The 19,723-nt window shown below is 73.6% G+C and carries 15 protein-coding genes; 6 read left to right on the top strand and 9 right to left on the bottom strand.

From position 1 onward, the window contains the following. Positions 1-6 precede the first annotated feature (6 nt). The 3 genes from QMC84_RS01180 to QMC84_RS01170 all read right to left on the bottom strand — a co-directional run bounded on the left by QMC84_RS01180 (position 7) and on the right by QMC84_RS01170 (position 3,555). Positions 7-537, bottom strand: a complete 531-nt coding sequence (locus QMC84_RS01180) for a hypothetical protein (RefSeq protein ID WP_300370870.1) — start codon at positions 535-537, stop codon at positions 7-9. 94 nt (positions 538-631) lie between these two features. Beyond that, on the bottom strand, positions 632-2,026 hold the full coding sequence (locus QMC84_RS01175; protein WP_300370867.1) for a metallopeptidase TldD-related protein: 1,395 nt from the start codon (positions 2,024-2,026) through the stop codon (positions 632-634). Next, positions 2,026-3,555, bottom strand: coding sequence for a TldD/PmbA family protein (locus QMC84_RS01170; protein ID WP_300370864.1), 1,530 nt, complete (start codon positions 3,553-3,555; stop codon positions 2,026-2,028). Before QMC84_RS01170 ends, QMC84_RS01175 begins: the two co-directional genes overlap by 1 nt. A 62-nt stretch (positions 3,556-3,617) precedes the next feature. Here QMC84_RS01170 and QMC84_RS01165 point away from each other — a divergent pair, with 62 nt between their 5' ends. Beyond that, entirely contained in the window at positions 3,618-4,307 is a 690-nt protein-coding gene (locus tag QMC84_RS01165; protein WP_300370861.1) for a sulfotransferase, read from the top strand. 12 nt (positions 4,308-4,319) lie between these two features. On the opposite strand, the gene QMC84_RS01160 is transcribed toward QMC84_RS01165, so the two are convergent. Both QMC84_RS01160 and QMC84_RS01155 read right to left on the bottom strand, forming a co-directional pair. Continuing rightward, the gene (locus QMC84_RS01160) at positions 4,320-6,965 is read right to left on the bottom strand and encodes an SMC family ATPase (RefSeq protein ID WP_300370858.1); all 2,646 of its coding nucleotides are present in this window, start codon (positions 6,963-6,965) and stop codon (positions 4,320-4,322) included. Further along, entirely contained in the window at positions 6,962-8,128 is a 1,167-nt protein-coding gene (locus QMC84_RS01155; protein WP_300370855.1) for an exonuclease SbcCD subunit D, read from the bottom strand. The genes QMC84_RS01160 and QMC84_RS01155 overlap by 4 nt, the downstream gene beginning before the upstream one ends. A gap of 276 nt (positions 8,129-8,404) precedes the next feature. Between QMC84_RS01155 and QMC84_RS01150 the strand changes: the two genes are divergently transcribed. Then, positions 8,405-8,920 carry a hypothetical protein gene (locus QMC84_RS01150; RefSeq protein WP_300370852.1) on the top strand — a complete coding sequence of 172 codons (516 nt, stop codon included), beginning with the start codon at positions 8,405-8,407 and terminating at the stop codon, positions 8,918-8,920. After that, positions 8,917-9,405, top strand: a complete 489-nt coding sequence (locus QMC84_RS01145) for an RNA polymerase sigma factor (protein ID WP_300370849.1) — start codon at positions 8,917-8,919, stop codon at positions 9,403-9,405. The genes QMC84_RS01150 and QMC84_RS01145 overlap by 4 nt, the downstream gene beginning before the upstream one ends. Before the next feature lie 207 nt (positions 9,406-9,612). Here the strand turns inward: QMC84_RS01145 and QMC84_RS01140 are convergent, their stop codons facing one another. From QMC84_RS01140 to pepN, 4 genes are all read right to left on the bottom strand, one after another. Continuing rightward, complete coding sequence (locus QMC84_RS01140) at positions 9,613-9,771, bottom strand: hypothetical protein (protein WP_300370846.1); 159 nt, start codon at positions 9,769-9,771, stop codon at positions 9,613-9,615. A gap of 156 nt (positions 9,772-9,927) precedes the next feature. Beyond that, on the bottom strand, positions 9,928-11,190 hold the full coding sequence (locus QMC84_RS01135; RefSeq protein ID WP_300370843.1) for an HNH endonuclease signature motif containing protein: 1,263 nt from the start codon (positions 11,188-11,190) through the stop codon (positions 9,928-9,930). A gap of 91 nt (positions 11,191-11,281) precedes the next feature. Next, positions 11,282-12,118, bottom strand: a complete 837-nt coding sequence (locus QMC84_RS01130) for a formate dehydrogenase accessory sulfurtransferase FdhD (protein WP_300370840.1) — start codon at positions 12,116-12,118, stop codon at positions 11,282-11,284. A gap of 7 nt (positions 12,119-12,125) precedes the next feature. After that, positions 12,126-14,600, bottom strand: coding sequence for an aminopeptidase N (gene pepN, locus QMC84_RS01125; RefSeq protein WP_300370837.1), 2,475 nt, complete (start codon positions 14,598-14,600; stop codon positions 12,126-12,128). 202 nt (positions 14,601-14,802) lie between these two features. Between pepN and QMC84_RS01120 the strand changes: the two genes are divergently transcribed. The 3 genes from QMC84_RS01120 to QMC84_RS01110 are packed head-to-tail and all read left to right on the top strand — an operon-like array spanning position 14,803 to position 19,686. Beyond that, positions 14,803-16,548 (top strand): hypothetical protein, encoded by a 1,746-nt coding sequence (locus QMC84_RS01120; protein ID WP_300370834.1) that lies wholly within the window; start codon positions 14,803-14,805, stop codon positions 16,546-16,548. 51 nt (positions 16,549-16,599) lie between these two features. Then, on the top strand, positions 16,600-18,402 hold the full coding sequence (locus QMC84_RS01115) for an aminotransferase class V-fold PLP-dependent enzyme (protein WP_300370832.1): 1,803 nt from the start codon (positions 16,600-16,602) through the stop codon (positions 18,400-18,402). Positions 18,403-18,432: 30 nt separating this feature from the next. Continuing rightward, a complete protein-coding gene (locus QMC84_RS01110) occupies positions 18,433-19,686 on the top strand; it encodes a serine/threonine protein kinase (RefSeq protein ID WP_300370829.1) in 1,254 nt (417 codons plus the stop codon). Positions 19,687-19,723: the final 37 nt, after the last annotated feature.

Here is a 19,723-nt window from a genome sequence, read left to right as displayed (position 1 = left end):
CGACGGTCAGACCGTGGACTCCTTGGTGACCTGCAGGTCGTAGACGAACGCGTTGTCGCACGTCAGCGGTGCGGTCGCGCCCTTCCACGTCAGGGTCAGGTCGGTGTTGAGGCGCTTGTGGAAGCCGTCGACGGTGATGTGCTGGCCGGCGTCGTCGTGCTCCTCGTGGACGGCGATCCGCTCGCCGACCTTGCGGGCGGTGCCCTCGACGACGGCGCGGCGGCCGGCGACCTTGAGGACGCCACGGACCTGGCGGCCGTCGCGGAAGTCGCGGTCCGTGTCCCGGCTGCCGCCGACCTGGTGGCCGTCGTCGCCGATGAGGATCTGGATCGTGTTCCGCACGGTGTCGTTCTCGTAGAGGCTGGTGTAGACGTCCCGGCCCTTGATGGCGCCGGTGCACTCGATGACGATCCCGCGCTCGCGGGTGGTGGTCGGCTCGCTCGCGGTCGCCGGGGCGGCGAGGCCGACCAGGCCGGAGGTCGCGACGACGGCCAGGACGCCGGTGATCAGCCCGGTGACGGGCGAGGTGGTACGCATGAGGGTTCCTTGCTTCGGATGATCGGTCGTGGTGTTCGGACACAGGGGATACGCCCCGGCCCGGGATCCGGTTGCATCCGATTCCCAGACGACCTCAGCGGGCCTGCGACACGCTCGACATGTTGAAGTCGGGCACCCGCAGCGCCGGCATCGCCGTCCGCGAGAAGTAGTCGTCGCCCCACTCCCGGCTGAACGCCGGCACCGTCGCCGAGGCGTGCGTGAACCGGTTGAGCAGGTCGACCGGGCTCTCGTTGAACCGGAAGTTGTTGACCGCCCCGGTGATCTCGCCGCCCTCGACGAGGTAGACGCCGTCGCGCGTGAGGCCGGTCAGCAGCAGCGTCTGCGGGTCGACCTCGCGGATGTACCACAGGCAGGTCAGCAGCAGGCCGCGCTCGGTGCCGGCGACGAGGTCCTCGACCGAGCCCGATGCGCCGTCGACGGCGAGCACCAGGTTGTCGATCGCGGGCGTCACCGGCTGGTCGGTCATGGCCGCCGAGTGTCGGGTCTGCAGCAGCGCGGCGAGGCGGCCGTCGTGGATCCAGTCCGTGCGCCCCAGCGGCAGCCCGTTGTCGAAGACCGACGACTCGTTGTCGGAGCTCGCCGCGAGCGCGAACGGCTCGCACTCGAGCCCGGGCTGCGCCGGGTCCGAGTAGAGGTGGACGCCGGGCCGCGCGATCGGGTCGCCGATCCGGGTGCCGCCACCGCGCCGGCTGTAGACCGACTGCCCCTCGAACGCGGTGCGGGCGCCGGCGTACCAGTAGGCATCGATCATCAGGTCCGCCACCGCCGTCGGGGGCAGGATCGTGTCGTAGCGCCCGGCGGGCAGGTCGACCTGCCGCTCCGCCCAGCCGAGCCGGCGGGTGAGCGCCTCGTCGAGGGCCAGCGGGTCGACGTCGGAGAAGTCGCGCGTGGCGGCCCCGATCCACGCGCTGCGGGTCAGGTCGGCGCTCTTGGCGGTGCAGGCGACGTGGCCGGTCGGCTGCACGTGGCGAAGCCGCAGCCCGGTCGTCGAGCCGAGGTACGTCGTGGTGGACTCGTGGTTGACGAAGCCGTAGAGCACCCGGCCCTCGCCGGCGGCCCGGCCGAACGCCTCGCCGAGGGCGGGCGCGACCTCGTCGTACACGTGGATGTCGGTCGGCACCGGGGCGTCGTCCCAGTCCGGCGACACCGCGTCGCGGACCAGCTCGTTGGCGTCCTCGGCCGGCGCGGCCGCCCGGGCAGCGGCGTCCGCGGCCTCGACCAGCCCGGTGACGCCGGCCTGGGTGGTGACGGTGCCGGTCATCGAGCCGGTCGCCACGCCGGCGGCGGTCCGCACGAACGAGATCACCGTGACGTCGACGCCGGCCATCACGCCGTTGGTGGTGAGCGTGTTGTTGGCCCAGCGCAGGTTGGCGCTGGTCCGGTCGCGCACGATCACGACGCAGTCGTCGGCGATCGACGTCGCGACCGCGTGCTCGACGAACGACTGGGGGCTGATCGGGATGCTCATCAGTGGCCGGCCTCGTCGGTGGTGTTGAGGATGCGGACGCCGCGGAACAGTGCGGTGGGGCAGCCGTGGCTGACGCTGGCGACCTGGCCGGGCTGGGCCTTGCCGCAGTTGAACGCGCCGCCCAGCACCCACGTTTCGGGGCCGCCGACCGCCTCCATCGATCCCCAGAACTCGGTGGTGGTCGCCTGGTACGCCGCGTCCCGGACCTGGCCGACCAGCTCGCCGTCGGCGATCTTGTAGAAGCGCTGGCCGGTGAACTGGAAGTTGAAGCGCTGCATGTCGATGCTCCAGGACTTGTCACCGACGACGTAGAGGCCGCGCTCGACCCGGCCGATCAGCTCCTCGGTCGACGGCCCGTCGGGCGCCGGCTGCAGCGAGACGTTCGCCATCCGCTGGATGGGGATGTGGCCGGGGGAGTCGGCGTACGCGCAGCCGTTGGAGCGGCCGCCGTTCAGCTCGGGGTACATCCGGCCCATCGCGCGGTCGAGCTGGTAGCCGACGAGCAGCCCGTCCCTGACGATGTCCCACGACTGGGTCGCGACGCCCTCGTCGTCGTACCCGACGGTGGCCAGGCCGTGCTCGACGGTGCGGTCGCCGGTCACGTTCATGACCGGCGAGCCGTACTGCAGCGTGCCGAGCAGGTCCGGTGTCGCGAACGAGGTGCCGGCGTAGTTGGCCTCGTAGCCGAGCGCGCGGTCCAGCTCGGTCGCGTGGCCGATGGACTCGTGGATGGTCAGCCAGAGGTTCGAGGGGTGGACCACCAGGTCGTAGGTGCCGGCCTCCACGCTGGGCGCCTTCAGCTTCTCGGCGAGCAGCTCGGGCACCTCCTCGATCTCGGCGTCCCAGTCCCAGCCGTCGGGTCCGCCGGCCCCCTTGTCCAGGTACTCCCAGCCGCGGCCGACGGGCGGGGCGATGCTGGCCATCGAGTCGAACGCGTCCGCCCCGGCGCCCATGGCCTCGAAGCCCGGGTGCAGCCGGACCCGCTGCTGGGTGGTGCGGGTGCCGGTGAGGTCGGCGTAGTACTTGTTCTCCTGCACCTGGAGCAGGTGCGCGGAGGCATGGTCGACGGCAGCGCCCGCCCGCAGTCGATGGGTCCAGTCGATGAGGAGGTCCGCCTTGTCGCGCACCGGCACCTCGAGTGGGTTCACGACGTACGACGAGACCCACTCCACGTCGGCGTGCACCGGCTCGTCCGCCAGCTCCACGGGGCTGCTGGTCATCCCGGCCGCGACCTGCGCCACCGCGACCGCGGCCTCCGTGACCCGCACCGCCTCCTCGGGCGTGAGCACGACCCCGGACGCGAAGCCCCAGGCACCCCGGTGCACGACCCGCACCGCGAAGCCGAGGTCCTCGGTGTCGTTCGCACCCTGGAGCACCCCGTCTCGGACCCCGAGGGTCTGGTAGCGGACCCGCTCGAAGCGGAAGTCCGCGCGGCTGGCTCCGAGCTCCTGCGCGCGGGCGAGCGCGGCGTCCCCGAGGCTGCGGTAGGGGAGTGCGGTGAAGGACTGGTCGAGGGCGGGAGCAGCCATGCCGGCACGGTACCGGACCTCAGCCCGGGGAACGCCCGGCTGCTGCGATAGGGTCCGCAGCCATGGGCGCTCCTTCCTGGCTCGGCATCGGTGCGCAACGCAGCGGCACCACGTGGTTCACCGCACTGTTGTGCCAGCACCCGCAGGTCGACCTCGGCACCAACGACGTCAAGGAGCAGCAGCTGTTCCACCGGGTCGCGGACGGGCTCGTGCCCGAGGCGGAGTACTTCGACCTCTTCCCCGACGACGGCATCCGCCGCGGTGAGTTCTCGCCCAGCTACCTGCGTCACCCGTCGATGTCGGCCGTCGTGGCCCGCACGATGCCCGACGCCCCGATCGTCGTCCTGCTCCGCGACCCCGTCGAGCGCTACCGCTCCGCGATGCGGCTGGCGGCCTTCCGGGGCCGCTCCTACCCCTTCCCGGTGCCGCAGCAGCTGCAGACCTGGGCCGGCATGTACGCCGACCAGCTCGACGCCTGGGCGCACTTCGTCGGACGCGACCGGCTCAAGGTCCTGGTGTACGAGCAGGCGCGCACGGAGCCGCAGCCGGCTGTCGACCTGGTGTGGCGCGACCTGGGCCTCGAGCCCGTGCCGCTGCAGCACAGCGAGCGCCCCTCGCCGACCACCAGCAAGGCGAGCTGGGACTGGCCCGAGGGCACGCGCGAGATGCTGCAGGTGCTCTACCGCCCGCAGGCCCGCCGGCTCGTCGACGACTGGGGTCTGGACCTGTCCGCCTGGGAGTCGCTGGCCTGAGCAGCGCGCCGCTCAGCGGCTGATCGCCAGCGTCGACCCGCGCCGCGACTTCGACACGACGAGCTGGGTGGGGATCCGGTCGCGCATCTCGGCGACGTGGCTGACCACGCCGACCACGCGCCCGCCGTCGCGCAGCGAGTCGAGGGTGTCCATCACGTCGTCGAGGGTGTCGGCGTCCAGCGCACCGAAGCCCTCGTCGACGAACAGCGTGTCGAGGTCGGCCCCGCCGGCCTCCTGGGTGACGACGTCGGCCAGCCCGAGCGCCAGGGCGAGCGAGACCACGAACGTCTCGCCGCCGGACAGGGTCGCCGGGTCCCGGGACTCGCCGGACCAGTCGTCGCGCACCAGCAGGCTCAGGCCACCGCGGGCCTCGCCGGCGCCACGCCGGCCGGTGTGCTCCAGGGAGTAGCGCTGGTCGCTCATCGTGCCCAGCCGCGCGTTGGCGGCGGCGACGACCTGGGAGAGCCGGTAGGCGAGGACGTAGGCGGAGAGCCGCATCTGGAGCCGGTTGTCGGCGGACTTGCCCTCGACGAAGCTGCACAGGCGGGTGGTCAGGTCGAGCTCGGCGCGCAGCGGACCCCAGGCGGTCAGGGCCGCGTCCAGCTCGGCGACCAGGCCGGACAGCCGCCCGGCCCGGGCGGCCCAGGCCGACTCCTGGGCGCGGGCGGCGCCCAGGGCGTCCAGGGCGGCCCGGTGGCCGCGCTCGAGCCCACCCAGCTCGGGGAGGACCGCGGCCGCGATCTCGGCCGCCCCCGGCTCGGCGAGCACCGCGGCGACCGCCGCGAGCCGGCGGTCGTGGTCGGCGACGGTGGCCGCCAGTCGGTCGTAGGTGCGCTGGTCGAGGCTCGCCGCGACGGCCGCGTCGGCGCTCGCGAACCCGGCGTCGGCGACGGCCGCCGCCAGCGCCGCCCGGGCGTCCTCGACCGCGACGCTCGTGGCGTCGAGCCCGTCGAGGGCCGCGAGGGCGGCGCGACCGGCCTGCTCCTGGCGGGTGTGGGCCACCGCCAGCGACTCGTCGTACCCGACCAGCTCGGACTCGAGCCCCGACGCCTCCGCCGCGAGCCGCTCCAGCCCGGTCTCGGCGGCGGCGACCTGCGCCGCCAGCCCGGCCGGGACCTGGTCGACCTGCGCGGCCGCGGCGTCGAGCTGCGCGGACAGGTCGCGGACCTCGACGTCGCGCAGGTGCTCGGTGGCGGCCGCGTCGTCGGCGGCGCGCACGGCGGCCTTCTCCGCGACGTCGTCGGGGGCGCCGGCGCGGGTCGCCGCCTTGTGGGGGTGGTCGCAGGAGCCGCAGACCGGGCAGGACGCGCCGACCGCGAGGGCGCCGGCGATCTCGGCCGCCATCCCGTCGAGGCGCGCCTCGCGTACGTCGAGCGCGTGGCCGCGCAGCCGCTGCGCCTCCGACCGGGCGAGGGCGTGCGCGTCCCGGGCGTCGGCGACCCGGGCGGTGAGCGCCTGCACGAGGGCACGGGCCGCCTCCCGCGCGGCCTGGACCTCCTCGGTGAGCGCCTGCTGACGACGCTGGAGGCGAACGGTCTCGATGTGCACCTGCTGGAGGCGCGCGGCCCGCGGCTGCAGGGCCCGCATCCGGGCGGCGCCGTCGACCGCCTCCGCGACCGCGGCCTCGAGCGTCGCGCGGTCGGCGACCTCGAGCCGCTCGACGACGGTCCGGGCCGCGGAGTGGGCCCGCTGGGCCTTCACGGCGACGGCGTGCAGCGGCACCACGCCGGCGGCCCTCCGGGCGGCGTCGAGCCGGTCGCGGGCGGCGTCCTGCTCGGCAGTGGCCGCGGTGAGCCGTCGGTGCTCGGCGGCGGCCGCGTCGAGGCGGCCCCGGCGCTCGGTCAGGGCGCGGGCCGTCTCCCAGGCCGCGCGCGCCTCGGCCTCCGTCTCGGCGGCGTCGCCGGCGGCGGCCGCGGTCTCCGCGCACCGCGCGGTCGCGTCGGCGAGCAGGGCCTGCGCCCAGTCGGCCACCGGGTCCTCGGGGGCCGGGGTGCCGGTGGTCTCGCTGACCCGGTTGACCAACCCGTCGACGCGGCGGCGGACCTCCTCGCTCTCGCGCCCCAGGGCGAGCCGCCGGTCGCGCAGCCAGCGCTCGACACCCTCGAAGCGGCCGGCGCGGAACAGCTGCTGGAGCAGGCGATGGCGCTCCTCGGAGCGCGCCCGGAGGAACGCCTGGAACCGGCCCTGCGGGAGCATCGCGACCTGGGTGAACTGGTCGGCGTTCATGCCGACCAGGCGGGTGACCAGGTGTCCGGTCTCGTCGAGCCGCGTCGAGTGGGTCAGCCACCGGCCCTCGACCCGCTCGGCGATCGTGACCGACGCCTGCTCGGTGGTCAGGCCGCTGCCGCGCTTCTTGGGCCGCTCCCAGGACGGCGAGCGGACGATCCGGAACCGGCGGCCGGACAGCGTGGCCTCCAGGGTCACCTGCGGGCGGACGCCGGGGCCCGCCTGGTCGGAGCGGAGCCGCTTGGCGGTGCTGCGGTCGCCGGGGACGTCGCCGTACAGCGCGAAGCACACGGCGTCGAGCACGCTGGTCTTGCCGGCGCCGGTCGGCCCGGAGAGCAGGAACAGGCCGGCGCCCGACAGCTCGTCGAAGTCGACCGAGACGGTGTCGGCGAACGGCCCGAACGCGGTCACCTCGAGCTGGTGGATCCTCATCCGGACACCACCACGTCGACGTCGGGGTCCTCGGCGCACGCGTCGCACGCCGCGAGCAGGAGCGCGGACTCGGCGTCGGTCGCCGGGGCGCCGCGCAGCTGGTCGACGAAGTCCAGCGCGATCGCGTGGTCGGAACGGCCGCGCATCGTGGCAGACGGGACCGTGGGCTGCTGGCCGCCGGCCGGCTCGAAGCCGAGGACCAGGGTGTGCGGGAAGCGGCGGCGCAGCTGCTCCATCGCCTGGAGCGGGCGGACCTCGTCGGTGAGGGTCGCCTGGACCCAGGCCGGCTCGTGGGCCTCGAGGCGCGGGTCGCCGAGCAGCTCGGCGAGGGTGCCGCGCAGCCGCGCGAGGGCGCGCGGCACCGGCGCCTCGACGAACGTCGTGGCCCGGACCCCGTCGGCGCCGAGGTCGACCAGCCACGAGCCCTTGACCTGGGTCGCCTCGGAGAACGAGTAGGCCAGCGGTGAGCCGGAGTAGCGCACCGTCTCGGTCAGGGTGTGCCGGCCGTGCAGGTGGCCGAGCGCGGTGTAGTCGACGCCGTCGAAGACCGTCGTCGGCACCAGCGAGACCCCGCCGACGCTGATGTCGCGCTCGGAGTCGCTCGCCTGCACCGACGCGGCCGCGCTCGCGACGAACGCGTGCGCGAGCACCACCGAGCGGGCGCGGCGGCCCGCCAGATCGGCGCGCACCCGGCGCATCGCCTCGGCGAGCGCTGCCTCGTGGCTGCGGACCGGCAGCCTCCAGGGCTCGCGGACGGCGTCGGGGTCGAGGTAGGGGATGCCGTAGACGGCGACCGGGCCGTGCTCGTCCGCCAGCAGCACCGGGGTGCCGACGCCTCCGGCGTCGGTGCGGATGAACACCCCGGCGGCGTCGATCAGCCGCGAGCTGAACCCGAGCCGCTGCGCGGAGTCGTGGTTGCCGCTGGTGAGCACCACCTCGGCCCGCGACGCCGCCAAGCGCGCCAGGGTCTCGTCGGCGAGGCGTACGGCGTCCACGTGGGGGAGCGCCCGGTCGTAGATGTCGCCCGCCACGACCACCAGGTCCACCCGCTCCTGCTCGACGACCTCGAGGAGGTGGTCGACGTACGCAGCCTGGTGCCCGAGCATGCCCTCCCGGTGGAAGGACTGCCCGAGGTGCCAGTCGGAGGTGTGGAGGATGCGCACACCGCCACGCTAGGAGCGGGCGCCGACATCGCCGCGGGGGCGCGCCGAGGAGGGGCGGGCGCAGGGAGTCGTGTGGCTCACGGGGCGCCCCAGCGCACGCTCAGCCGCACGATCGTGGCGGGTGGATCTACGCGTCCGGAAGGCGGCGGAAAGACGCGCGTGGGCAACGGGCACAGGGTGCTGTGTGGGGAGAAAATGGCCAAAAGTGGGTTGGACGCTGGCGGGTGCTCGGTACATGTACGTGGTGAAGTAGCCCCCCAACCTGCAGGAGACGTGATGACGCTCGATGAGCAGCTGAGTGCCTCGGCCCCGCCGGTGCCCGCCCGCACGGCCGACCTCGACAGGGAGCTGCTGTTCGTCATCGCGGAGGCAGAGCGGCTGGCCTGGCCGGCCCGTCGGCACCGCCGCCGGCTGACCATCGGCGGCCTGGCGGCCCTCGGTGCGGTCGCGGTCGGTACGGCGGCCGCGGGTGCGGCCGGCCAGCTCCCTTGGTACGACAGCGCGCCGTCGCGGGGGTCCGCGACAACGGCAACCGGAGAGAAGTGCGACGTCGTCTACGGGGTCAAGGGCATCGAGGTCCAGGCCCACCCGGTGGGCGCCGCGACCCGGGCGGCTGCGATCGCCGCGGCGGAGGAGTTCCTCGAGAGCTTCGACGCCTCGAGCGTCCGCATCGACCAGGACTCCCTTGCTGAGGTGCAGAAGCTGGTCGACGCCGAGCTGGTGAAGCAGGGCCTGCCCACCACGGCGGTCGGCGTTTCGATGGCCCTCACCTGCGACGGAGTCGCGAAGTGAGTGCTGCCGCGCGGACGGCGCTACGCGACGCGTCCATGGACCTGCTGGCGTACTTCGTCCGTCGGGTGCCGTCGCGCGAGGACGCCGCCGACCTGTACGGCGAGACGATGCTCACTGCCTGGAAGCACATCAACAAACTGCCCGCCGAGCCCGAGCGCCAGCGAATGTGGCTGTTCGTGATCGCCGCCAACACACTGAGCAACCACCGGCGGACCGCCCAGCGCCGACTGTCCCTCACGGACCGGCTCCGCGACGTGCTCGCCGTCACCGCCCCGACGCCTGACGTGGAGGGCGCGTACGCCGTCCGCGACGCCGTCCTCCGCCTCCACGACGCCCAGCGCGAGTTGGTCATGCTGATCCATTGGGACGGCTTCACCATCGTCGAGGCCGCCGAGATTCTCGGCCTGAACGCCTCGACCGCGCGGAGTCGGTACGCCGCAGCCCGGGTCACGCTGCGCGAGGCGCTGGTGGACGCGCGGGCCTGATGGCCCCGGATACCAGCTGCGAGGCGACCCAGGGCGCCGGATAGTGCCCACTCGCCGGGGTGTCGAGAGCCTTGTGGCACGGCCAAGCAACGCCCTACGAGTAATCCCTGCACCGGCTCGCAGCCTCACAACTAGGCGGCGGTGTGTCGCAGGTCCTCAACGGCGCGGGAGCGCGCGACCGCCGGCTTTGACCGGGCGGGCAAGACTTCACCTATGACGAATCTCGCCTTGCGTTGCCCTCGGTGCAAGCAGGCCTTTTCCGACGACGACGCCGACCGTCTCGCGGACGCCCTGATCGCTCATATTGAACTTGAGCACGGGCACGCTCCGCCACGGGAACACGTCCTGAACCGGATCGAACGGCATGGCCCGACGACTTGAGGGCCACCTCGGAACGGATGTGAGCCACCGGGAAGGTCCGGGCGCCCAGCACTGGGATTCTCGCGGCGCAATGACGCGCTCCCAGATCCCAGAACGAGCGCCCGCGGTGACGGCCGCAGGGCGCGGCTGTGCACGTGCGGCTCAGGCGGCGTACTCGATGACCAGCGGGGTGTAGTAGAGCTCCGAGCGGAGGACGGGTCGGTGCCGGGTCGGGGTGGGGGCTCGGGGTGCGGTGCTGGTGACGGTGTGGCCGGTGGGGAGCCGGGTCTCGACCGTGTGCAGGTCGCCGGGAGGACCGAGTGGTCGGGCCGCCCAGCCGGCGACCTCCTTGGCGTGGTTGCAGCGCTCGCAGAGGCCCTGGCCGTTGACGGCGCTGGTGGGCCCGCCCTCCGCGTGGGCGACGGCGTGGTCGTGGTGCCGGATCGGCGCGTCACACCACGGGGTGCGGCAGGTCCGATCGCGGAGGTCCAGGAACAGCGCGAGGCCCTTCGGGAACGCCCGGGCGACCGAGTCCATCGCGACCAGCGCGCCGCTCGAGGGTGCGGCGTAGAGGCGGCGCAGGGCGGCCGTGGCGTCCGCGATGGCTCGCGCGGCGAGGTCGCGGGCGGTGTCGGCCGTGACGGGGCCGTAGTCCTCGACCCAGGCGGGCGCGGAGCCGCCGGTGAGCAGGGTCTCGTCGGAGACCACGAGGTTGACGACGATCGGCACGGCGTCGGCGCGTGCCTGGCCGGTGATCCGCTCGACGAGGGCGTCGGCCATCACCTGGCCACGGGAGCGGGGGTCGCCGGCGGCGCGGGCCTGGTCGGCGATCCGGGCGAGCGTGGCCCAGACGGCGACACCCTGGGCGGCCGGCAGCAGCGCGCTCAACCGGGCCATGGTGTCGGGAGCGGGACGCAGCGAGACCTGACGGTCGGCCTCGGCGCGGGAGCGCCGGTCGACCACCGCGACCGGATCGACCTCGGCGACCAGGGCGCGGACCTCGGCGACGAGCCGGCGGTCGCCCCATCCGTCGAGGGCCCGGACGCCGTCCTGATCGGCCGCCGCAACCTGCTCGTCGACGTCGGCACGGTCGTCCGCGCACAGGCAGGCGGTCTCGCGGGTGATCAGCGTCGCGCGCCACTCCGGGACCGCGCCGGAGTCCATCGCGGCCAGCGTGTGGGGAAGCTCGGTGGTCAATGCCGTCGCGAGGCCGACGTGCTGCCCGGCCCGGGCCGGTGACTCCCGCCGGGCGTAGCCGACCAGACCGGCCGCGTCGTCGGGCCGGACCGCTGCCAGGCGGGCGGTCAGCCGGGCCTGGGCGGCGCAGGTGCGGGACTTGAGGTCCTCCAGGTCCCGGATGGCGTCGACGAGCTCGGTCGAGGTCGCGTCGTCGCGGACCTGCCCGAGCTCGATCTGGATCACCATCTATATATGGTAACCGAACACCAGTTCGAAGTCAAGAGAGGATCCGGCGTGTTGCGGGGAGGGGGGAGCGGACCCGAAGACGGGACGCGGGCTACGCGTAGCGCACGCAGCGCTCGGGGGAGGCGAACCCGTAGAGCACCAACCCGGACTCCTCGGCGAGCCGCACCGACAGGCTGGTGGGGGCGCCGACGGCGACCAGGGCGCCGATGCCGGCGGCCACCGCCTTCTGCACCAGCTCGAAGCCGGCCCGCCCGCTGACGACCAGGCAGGCCTCGGCGGGCGGTGCGCCGCCCAGCACGCGGGCGCCGGTCACCTTGTCGACCGCGTTGTGCCGCCCGACGTCCTCGCGTACGACGAGCAGCCGGCCGTCCGCGTCGGCGAGGCCCGCAGCGTGCACGCCGCCCGTGCGCGCGAACACCGTCTGGCTCGCGTGCAGCCGGTCGGGGAGCGCCCGGACCACCTCGGGTGCGGGCAGCGGCCCGGCCCAGCGACCGGCGGAGGTGGTGGCCAGCGCCGCGTCGAGGCTGTCCTTGCCGCACACGCCGCACGCCGAGGACCCCGAGGAGAGACCGACGTGGCGGTGACCCGGCGGGGTCAGCGGCGGCGCGGACAGGGTGACGGTCACGACGTTGAACTCCTGCTCGGCGGCGAGCTCCGCGTCGGTGCAGTACGCGACGCCGTGCACAACGTCGGGCGCAGCGATGCCCTCGTGGACGAGCCAGCCGGCGGCCAGCTCGAAGTCGTGGCCGGGGGTTCGCATCGTCACCCAGACCCGCCGGGCCGGTGCGCCGGGCCACGCCAGTCGGATCTCCAACGGCTCCTCGGTCGCGAGGCGGTCCTCGTGCCGGCGCTCGCCCTCGGCGAGGTGCTCCTGCACGCGGGCGCGGACCGTCGGCCCGGGGCGCCGTGCGCGCTCGCCGCCGATCATGGGCAGGTCATGCGGGGTACGCCGCCCGGATCGCGATCCGTCGCTCGAGCTCGTCGGCGAGGTCGACGACCCGGCGCCGCATCGCGAGCTCGAAGTCCTCGCGCGCGATCAGCTCCCGCGCTCGCTCGAGGGTGTCGGTGGTCTCGAAGACGAGCGGGAAGAACCACATCGCGGCGTCGGCCTGCACCCACCCGCTGCGCACCCGGGCGGTGTCGGCGACCTCGGCGAAGTAGCGGTCGACGTACGGCGCCAGCAGCTCCTCCTGCTCGCCGCGCCACATCCCGACGCCGGCGGCCTCGAGCTCGTAGTTGGGCACGTCGACCCGGCCCGTGAAGCGCTCCCACGCCCAGGCCTTCGCGTCCGGGTCCGGCAGCGAGGCGAGCGCCCGGGTGTGCTCGACCCGGGACCGGGCGGTCGGCTCGGCGTCGAGCGCGGCCTGGAGCTCGGCCCGGTCGGTCGCGCCCAGCACGGCCAGCCGGACCAGGATCCGCCACCTCAGGTCGAGGTCGACCTCGACGCCGTCGGGGAGGGCACGGCCCTGGAGCCAGTCGCGGAGCGGCTCCGCGGAGCCGGCCGAGGACACGGCCGCCTGGAACGCCGCGAGCTGGAGCGGCGACCCGGCGCCCGAGGCCTGCGCCTTCGCGGCCGTCGCGCGGTGCACCCGCGCCAGGGCCGCGGCCGGGTCGGCGGTCAGCGGCACGACCTTCGCGAGCACCCAGGGCATCGTGTAGAACAGCGCGTCGTCGCTGTCCTCGATCGGCAGGCCCGCCTCGACCAGGTCGAGCACGTCCGCGGGGTCGAGCGCCGCGTTGTGGAAGGCGCTCCGCACGTTGTTCCAGATCCCGGCCCGCAGCAGCGTGTCCTCGGTGCGGGGGAGCAGGGACTTCAGCGCGGCGACCGTGGTCGGGTCGGGCTGGACCAGCGCCCAGCTGTCCTCGAAGGGGTCGAGCACGACCGCGGCGGTCTCGCCGGCGTCGTACGGCGTCTCCGCGCTCGCGACCGTGAGCGGCGCGACCTCCCACTTGCCGTCGGGCAGCGCCCGGGCCACCCGGAACGTGTGGGAGCGGTCGGCCGGGTCGCCGGCCGGGGGAGTGCGGCGGACCACACCCGCGGCGCGGTCGAGCACGATCGCGTCGGGGCCGGCGGTGCGCAGCCAGCTGCCGGTGAACGCCGACAGGTCGCCCGCCCCGGCCCGCTCCCAGCTCGCGAACAGGTCGTGCATCGTCGCGTTGGCGAACCGGTGCCGGGCGAAGTGGTCGAAGGCGCCGGCGAAGAACACCTCGTCGCCCAGCGCGGCGTTCAGCTGCTTGAGGATGCTCGAGCCCTTCGTGTACGAGATCCCGTCGAAGTCCTGGAGCGCCGAGCCGGCGTCCTCGGCGCCATTGCCGGCGACCGGGTGGGTGCTCGGCCGCTGGTCGGCCACCAGGCCCCACTGGCGGCGGGCGTAGGCGTTGTGGGTCCAGGCGTCGTCGTACTCGGTGACGTCTGCGGTGACCCGGTTGCCCATGTACTCGGCGAAGGACTCGTTGAGCCACAGGTCGTCCCACCACCGCGGGGTGACGATGTTGCCGAACCACTGGTGCGCCATCTCATGGGCCACCGTGGTGGCCCGCTGGATCCGCACGCCGCGGGTGACCCGGCTGGTGAAGACCAGCGGGTCGCGGAACGTGACGCAGCCCGGGTTCTCCATCGCGCCGGCGTTGAACTCGGGCACGAACGCCTGGTGGTAGTCGCCGAACGGGTACCGGATGCCGAACAGCCGGTGGAACTCGTCGAAGCAGGCCTTGGTCATGGTCAGCAGCTCGTCGGCGTCGGCGTCCAGCGCCCCGGCGATGCTCGCGCGCGCCGAGAGCCCCAGCGGGATGCCGTCGTGCTCGTCGCGGATCACGTGGTACGGGCCGGCGACCAGGGTCACGAAGTACGTCGAGAGCGGCTGGGTGCGCGCCAGCTCCCAGGACGAGACCCCGCCGGGGCTCGTCTCGGTGCGGGTCGCGGGCGCGTTGCCGATCACGGTCCAGTCGGCGGGCGCGAGCACGTGGAACGTGAACGGGGCCTTGAGGTCGGGCTGGTCGAAGCAGGCGAAGACCGTGGGCGCCGCCTCCATGAACGACATCCCGTAGACGTAGTGCCGGCCGTCGGCTGGGTCGACGCTCCGGTGCAGGCCCTCGCCGTCGTTGCGGAACGGCATGACCGCGTCGACGACGAGCTCGTGGGTGCCCGCGTCCGTCTCCAGCGGGAGCCGCCCGCGCTGGAGCAGGTCCGGGTCGAGTACCCGGCCGTCGAGCCGGATCTCGTTGACCCGGACCGGCTTCAGGTCGAGGAACGTCGGTCCGCCGCGGCTGGTGAAGCGGATGGTCGTCACCGACCCGAAGGTCTGCTCGTCGGCGGCCAGGTCGAGGCGGACGTCGTACTCCTCGACGGAGAGGAGGTCGCGGCGGGCGACCGCCTCGGCCTGCCGAAGACTCTGGTAGGGGCTGCTCACCCGATCACCCTATGACGGCGGCCGAGGAGCGTTGCGGGTCACCGATCGGTCGAGGTTCCGGCGTTCCGCGACGCGCATCGGTCCAGACCACCTAACCTCAACCCGGGCCACCGGGGTCCCGACGCAACCAGGCGGGGGTCTTCCGAGTCTTAGGGGTACGGCGCGACAGCCGCGCCGCAGTTTCGGGAGGAAGACAACTCACATGCAGCGGATCACTGCTCACCGGCGGGCCCGGGCCCTGGCCTCGCTCGTCACCGTCGCGGGGCTCGGCCTCGCGGTCGCCGCGGTCGGCCCCGGGTCGGCGCAGGCGGCCGACCCGACGGGGGACTGCGCCACGCCGTACCCGGTCGCCGAGCTCGCCGCCGACCAGCCGGTCACCGGCCTGACCGTCAGCCGCGGCACCACGCCCGAGGGCTTCACCGGCGAGGTGCTCGGCGTGCTCGACGACGGCATCGCGCCGGGCCTCGACATGGTGATGGTCCGCCTCACCTCCGCGGAGATCGACCGCGTCGGCATCTGGCAGGGCATGTCCGGGTCCCCGGTCTACGCCGCCGACGGGCGTCTGATCGGCGCGGTGGCCTACGGTCTGGCGATGGGCGCGTCCCCGGTCGCCGGGGTCACGCCGTTCGCGGACATGGACGACTACCTGGGCACGGGCGCCGCCCGCACCGTGACGGTCGACGGTGCCGCCGCGCGGACGATCGCGCGACACAGCGACGTGACGGCCCAACAGGCCGGTCTGGGCTTCGCCCAGCTCCCGGCCCCGCTGGGCGTCGCGGGCGTCGGCGCGCGCCAGCTCACGCTCGCCCAGCAGCACGCCGGCTCGCGCACCTACCTCCCGCGCTCGGCGTACGCCGTCGGCCGGGCCTCCGCGGACGCTGCGGGCCCGGACACGGTCGTCGCCGGCGGCAACCTCGCCGCCTCGCTCGCCTACGGCGACATCACGATGGCCGCCGTCGGCACGGCCACGTCCGTGTGCGACGGCAAGGTCGTCGGCTTCGGCCACCCGGTCCAGCGCCTCGGCGCCACCACGATGGCCCTGCACCCGGCCGACGCGATCTACGTCCAGGAGGACCTGGTCGCCGGGTTCAAGCTCGCCAACCTGGGCGCGCCGGCGGGCACGATCACCGACGACCGCACCACCGGCATCACCGGCGTCCTCGGCCCGCTGCCGGAGACCACCGGCGTCTCGTCGATCGTGACCTACGGCGACCGCAGCCGGACCGGGGTCTCGCAGGTCTCGGTGCACACGCCCGACGCGCTGGCGAGCACGACCTTCTACCAGTTCCTGGCCAACCAGGACCGGGTCGTCGACGGCACCGTGGACGGCAGCGAGCTGGCGTCGTGGACCGTGACCGGCACCGGGCCGGACGGCGCTGCCTTCGAGCTGACCAGCACCGACCTCTACGTCTCGAACTGGGACCTGTCCTACGAGGTCGGCTTCTCGCTCGGTGACATCGTCTACGCGCTCGCCCGGATCCCGGGCGTCTCGATCGACAGCGTGTCGACCGACGCCACCGTCCGGGACGACGCGACGTCGTACCGGCTCACCGCGCTCCAGCGGAAGGTCGACGGCGAGTGGACGAACGTGTCCCGCCGCCAGGCGATCCCGGTGCGCGCCGGGTCGACGCTCAGGCTCCAGGCCGTGCTCAGCGGTGCCACCGGGAGCACCACCGTCCCGGTGACGGTGCGGATCCCGCGCCGGATGGCCGGCGGCGCCGGCTTCCTGGACGTGACCGGGGGCCAGTACCTCGGTGGCCTGGGCCGGTTGACCAGCATCGAGCAGGCGCAGAAGGCGGTCGCGAACCTGGTCCGCAACGACCAGCTGAAGGTCACCTTGGTCTCGCTCAGCAAGCGCGGCCGCGGCCAGTCGGTCGGCAGCCAGGTGCTCGGACCCGTCGACGGCGTCGTCGCCGGGAGCAGGTCCGCGCAGCTCGTGGTCCGGTAGCCCTGCGGGAGGGCCTCCCGGGTGGGAGCATGACCGACATGGTGGTCGTGCATGCCTGACCGGGAGGCCCTCCTCGGGCTGATCCGCGACTCCGTGATCGGCGAGGACCACCTCATGGAGACGCCGTACGGGAGCCGCCGGGTGACGTACGCCGACTACACCGCGTCCGGGCGCGCCCTCACGTTCATCGAGGACTTCATCCGCGACCAGGTGCTGCCCGGCTACGCCAACACGCACACCGAGTCCAGCGGCACCGGCCTGCAGACCACCCGGCTGCGCGAGGACGCCCGGGAGATCATCCGCGAGGCCGTCGGCGGCGACGAGGACACCGTCGTGCTGTTCGCCGGCTCCGGGTCGACGGGTGCGATCGCGAAGCTGATCGGCGTCCTCGGCCTGCGGATCCCCTCCGCGCTCGAGGACGCCTACGGGCTCGCCGAGCACATCCCCGCCGAGCGGCGGCCGGTGGTCTTCATCGGTCCCTACGAGCACCACTCGAACGAGATCCCGTGGCGCGAGTCCGTCGCCGACGTCGTCACGATCCGGCAGGACGGCGACGGCGGCGTCGACCAGGACGACCTGCGCGCCCAGCTGGCGGCGTACGCCGGGCGACCGTTGAGGATCGGGTCCTTCTCCGCGGCCTCGAACGTGACCGGCATCGTGTCGGACACGGCGGCGATCGCCGAGCTGCTCCACGAGCACGGCGCGCTGAGCCTGTGGGACTTCGCCGCGGCGGCGCCGTACGTCGACGTCGCGATGGGTGCGCTGCCCGACCGGCCGCTGTCCTACAAGGACGCCGTGTTCATCTCGCCGCACAAGTTCATCGGCGGGCCGGCGACGCCCGGCGTGCTCGTCGGGCGGCGCGAGCTGTTCGCCAACCGGGTGCCCGACGTCCCCGGCGGCGGCACCGTCGCCTACGTCAACGACGACGACCACCGCTACCTGACCGACCCCGCGCAACGCGAGGAGGGCGGGACGCCCGCCATCATCGAGGCGATCCGCGCCGGCCTGGTCTTCCAGCTCAAGCAGGCCGTCGGCACCGGGACGATCCGGGCGCAGGAGGAGCGGCACCTGCGCCGGGCCGTCGCGGCGTGGCGGGACGAGCCGGCCCTGGAGCTGCTCGGGAACCTCGAGGCGGAGCGGCTCTCGATCGTCTCCTTCGTCGTGCGCTCGCCGTCCGGGCGCTACCTGCACCACAACTACGTGGTCGCGCTGCTCAACGACCTGTTCGGCATCCAGTCGCGCGGCGGCTGCTCGTGCGCCGGCCCCTACGGCCACCGGCTGCTCGGCATCGACCTCGAGCGCTCCCACGAGTTCGAGCGCGAGATCGCCGGCGGCTGCGAGGGGATCAAGCCCGGCTGGGTGCGCGTCAACTTCAACTACTTCGTCTCCGACGCGGTCGTCGACTACATCGTCGAGGCGGTCCGGCTGGTCGCCCGCGACGGCTGGCGGCTGCTCGACGACTACCGGTTCGACCCCGCCAGCGGTCGCTGGCGGCACCGGGCGGGCCTGGTCAGGCCGCCGCTGAGCCTGCGCGACGTCTCGTATGCCGGCGGCCGGGTCTCGATGCCCAGCAACGACGCCACCGGGGGAGAGGAGCTGCTCGCCGAGCACCTGCGCGAGGGCGTCGCGATCCTGGCGTCGGCGATCGGCCCGGACCTCACCACGCACCCCGGGAACCTCAGCGCGGACTTCGAGCACCTGCGGTGGTTCGACCTCCCTGGGGCGAGCTTGCTCGCCCCAGAAGGGGAGGGCAGGTCGAGTAGCCGCGCGACCGAGGCACGAGGTCGCGACCGGCGTATCGAGACCGAGTCGATGCCGGAACCGCCCGACCGAGGCGGCGAGCTTCACACGTAACCGGGACGGCGACGGGTTCGTTGCCCGAGCATGCGCCTCTGGACCGGAGTCATCGCCGTCGTCGCGACGCTGGCCGCGGCCACCGCCACCCTCGCCGCCGCGCCCGCGTCAGCCGACGACCCGCTCGAGCGGCGTGGTGACGACGTACGTCGCGCCGTCTTCGTCGGTAACAACTGGGACGGCACCGCCGACATCCTCGACCCGGACACGTTCGAGCGACTGGGCCGCATCGACATCGTCCCCGACAAGAACGAGCGGATCCAGGAGATCGCGACGGACCCGTACCGGTTCGCCTACTTCCTAGCCATCCGCGCGCTGATCGGCGAGGGCCACGACCAGTACGTCGACGACATGTACTCCTCGAACGACGGCCGCCTGCTGATCGTGTCGCGGCCGTCCTTCGCCGACGTCGTCGCGATCGACCTGGGCAGCAAGGAGATCGTCTGGCGCTTCCAGGTCGACGGCGCCCGCTCCGACCACATGGCGATGTCCCCGGACGGCAGGCGCGTGGTCGTCAGCGCCTCGACCGGCAACGTCGTGCACGTGCTCCGGGTCGCGGACGGCGTCGAGGTCGGCCGGTTCCCGTCGGGCGGGTCGCCGCACGAGAACATCTTCATCGACGACGGCTCGCGGATCCTGCACGCCAGCATCGGGATGGTCTACAGCCCGCTGGACGACCCGGCGCTCGACGCCACCAAGCAGGAGCGGGTGCTCCAGATCGTCGATGCCAAGACGTTGAAGGTGGTGCGCAGCTACGACCTGCGCAAGGCCCTCGACGACCGCGGGCTGACCAGGATGAGCACCGCCGTACGACCGATGACGCTCTCCCCGGACGACCGGACGCTGTACTTCCAGCTCTCGTTCTTCCACGGCTTCGTCGAGATGGACCGCGCCTCGGGGCGGATCACCCGAGTCAAGCACCTGCCGAACCTGGTGCCGGACATGCCGCGCGAGCAGTACGTCCTGGACTCCGCCCACCACGGCATCGCGATGAACCCGGCCGGCACCGAGCTGTGCGTGGCCGGGACGATGTCGGACTACGCGACGGTGGTGGACGCGAGGACGTTCCGTCGCGGGCCGCTGCTGAAGAAGCAGGACGGCAAGCCGTACTGGGTCACCCCGAGCTGGGACGGCCGGTCCTGCTACATCTCGTGGAGCGGCACCGACGAGGTCTCGAAGATCTCCTACCGCACCGGCCGGATCGTGCAGACCGCGCCCGTCGGCGACCACCCCCAGCGGGTCCGCAACGGCTGGGTGCGCACCGACCTGGTGCCGGGGCTGTAGGGCCGCCGCCCGCAGACGTCATCCGGGCGGAGCAACC

Origin of the sequence: Nocardioides sp. (genome assembly GCF_030019515.1) — a bacterium.
Taxonomy (GTDB): domain Bacteria; phylum Actinomycetota; class Actinomycetes; order Propionibacteriales; family Nocardioidaceae; genus Nocardioides.
Note: the sequence above shows the minus strand (reverse complement) of the source record. Positions and strands in the feature narration are given on the sequence as shown.